2 protein-coding genes and 2 pseudogenes are annotated in these 2,151 nt (G+C 57.9%); all 4 read left to right on the forward strand.

From position 1 onward, the window contains the following. A pseudogene (locus HV796_RS41830) lies at positions 1-288 on the forward strand (DDE-type integrase/transposase/recombinase); the annotation flags it as partial. 57 nt (positions 289-345) lie between these two features. After that, positions 346-578: pseudogene (locus HV796_RS41835) on the forward strand (Tn3 family transposase); the annotation flags it as partial. 159 nt (positions 579-737) lie between these two features. Then, entirely contained in the window at positions 738-1,970 is a 1,233-nt protein-coding gene (locus HV796_RS41840; RefSeq protein WP_175233490.1) for a lactonase family protein, read from the forward strand. Beyond that, positions 1,960-2,151: hypothetical protein (locus HV796_RS43780; RefSeq protein ID WP_217478227.1), on the forward strand; the 192-nt coding region annotated here is incomplete at its 3' end. The genes HV796_RS41840 and HV796_RS43780, both read left to right, overlap by 11 nt.

Below are 2,151 nucleotides of genomic sequence, written 5' to 3' on the forward strand. Positions count from 1 at the left end.
CAACCGGTTGATTGATAGGAGCGCGGCAAATCTGGCGGCGCTGAAATCAATCAACGCCGAACGCGAAACGCCCATCGGGATCCGGCAGGTGAAGTATCTGAACAACGTGGTGGAGCAGGACCATCGCGCCATCAAACGCATCATCAGACCGATGATGGAATTCAGGCTTTTCCGCTGCGCGCGTCATCCTCTCAGGGATCGAGCTCATGCACATGATTCGCAAGGGGCAGATGCGCGACGATAGAAACAGGAACACCCACCGCGCAGTTCTACTCGCTGATCACGTAAACATTCGTTCTTATATCAAACTCCCGACCACTCCTCTTCGTTATCGCGATACAACCCATGAACGAGGTAGTGCTGTGGAACACGATCTACATGGATGCCGCGCTTGCGCAGCTCCGTGTTGAAGGCGTCCAGGTGTGCGAGGAGGACGTGGCGCGGCTTGATCCGCTCGGCTCGGCTTCGGGCACATCAACATGCCCGGCCGCTACTCGTTCGCGGTCCGCGAAGCGGTGGCCCGGGGTGAGCTGCGGCCGCCGTGTGATCCGGATGAAAGCGACGCCGAAGCCACCTGATGGCACGCCGGACTAGCACAACGCTCTGGCCGTCGCACCTGCCCGGACTGGCAGGTCACTCCGACGGATCAGTGACACATCATTGACATGCCAGCCATTCACCGTGGTTATCGCACGGCAGTGAGGACAGTCCTCGCCTGGTGACAAGGAGAAAAATACATGAAGCATCAAGCGTTGTACCTGGCGCAATCACGCCAGACCATTCGCACCGCATTTATAGCGAAATTCTTCGCGGTTGCGCTCACAGCCATGGTATCCATCACCGCGTCGACAGCGGCACACGCAGCTCATGGCGACAATACCGAGACCGGCATCCTTGACACCACGCATGGTGGCTTTACCGGCAAGGATCCTTACTTTGTCGCGATCACGCCGGATGGTTCGGCCGCGTACGTGACCAGCCAAGGAGCAGGCTCAATCTCGGTAATCGATACGAATCCGCACAGCTCCACCTTCAATACCCAGACCGCAGTCATTGATGCCACTCACGGCGGTTTTACAGGATTCTTCGCCGGAATAATGGCGATCGCGCCGAATGGAAAAAAAGCGTATGTCAGTGCGCCTCCTGGCGTCTCTGTCATTGATACTGACCGGACCAGTCCCACCTTCAATACGCAGACGGGCGTCATCGCGAACCTGGGTTCGTCCACGACGGGTATCGCGTTCACTCCGGACGGAACCAAAGCGTACGCAACGTACGTCACCGACACATGTTCGCCGGATGCCGGGTGTGAATCAGGGGTCGCGGTGATTGATGCCATCCATGACACGGCGACGCATACGGTTGCAAATTTCAAGGGTGCCTCCTGTCTTCACGTCGTCTTCACGCCGGATGGAAAGACCGCGTATGTCACCTGCAACGCATCGCCAACGGTCATGATTGATGTCGCGACCGATACCCAGAAACCCGACACTGCCGGTAGTCTCGCGCAGGCCGCTAACCATATCGCCGTGACGCCGGATGGAAAGACCGCCTACATTGCCGGCCGGAACGGTGGCATCTTTCCGTTCGACATACTGACCAATAGCGCCAGGCCACCGGTGCGGGATTTCACCGGTACTACGTCCGTTTATATAGCATTCACCCCTGACGGCAAGACCGCGTACGTCGCCAACAGGACTTCGAGCACGATCTCAGTCATTGATGTTGCCTCGAACAGGGAGATTGATACCGTTCACAACTTTACTGGCATTTCCCCGCAGGGAATCGCCTTCACGCCGGACGGAACGACCGCGTATGCGACCAATCGTGAGGCCAGCGGTCCCGGCGGTCCCATTAATGTCGGATCGAACAATATATCGGTGATTCACGTGCGCGATGCCACTTCACCACCCGCCAGCAAGACGCCCGCTGCGAATGGGGCCATGCTTCTGATGCCGTTTGGCAGGTAAGCGCACCCCAAAGCGTGACAAGGATTCCGGAGAATGCGGGCATGATCGCCAGGCTTTTTTTCTGGACTGTCGCCCGGGTCCTGCAATTGTTGCTGCCGGTCACTGCGGCACGGACAGGAAAACCCGGGCGACCATTGCTGCCGACGATCTCGGCTTCCATCTGAATACCAGCAACTGGTTA

Origin of the sequence: Paraburkholderia humisilvae (assembly GCF_902859855.1) — a bacterium.
In the GTDB taxonomy this organism is placed as follows: Bacteria; Pseudomonadota; Gammaproteobacteria; order Burkholderiales; family Burkholderiaceae; genus Paraburkholderia; species Paraburkholderia humisilvae.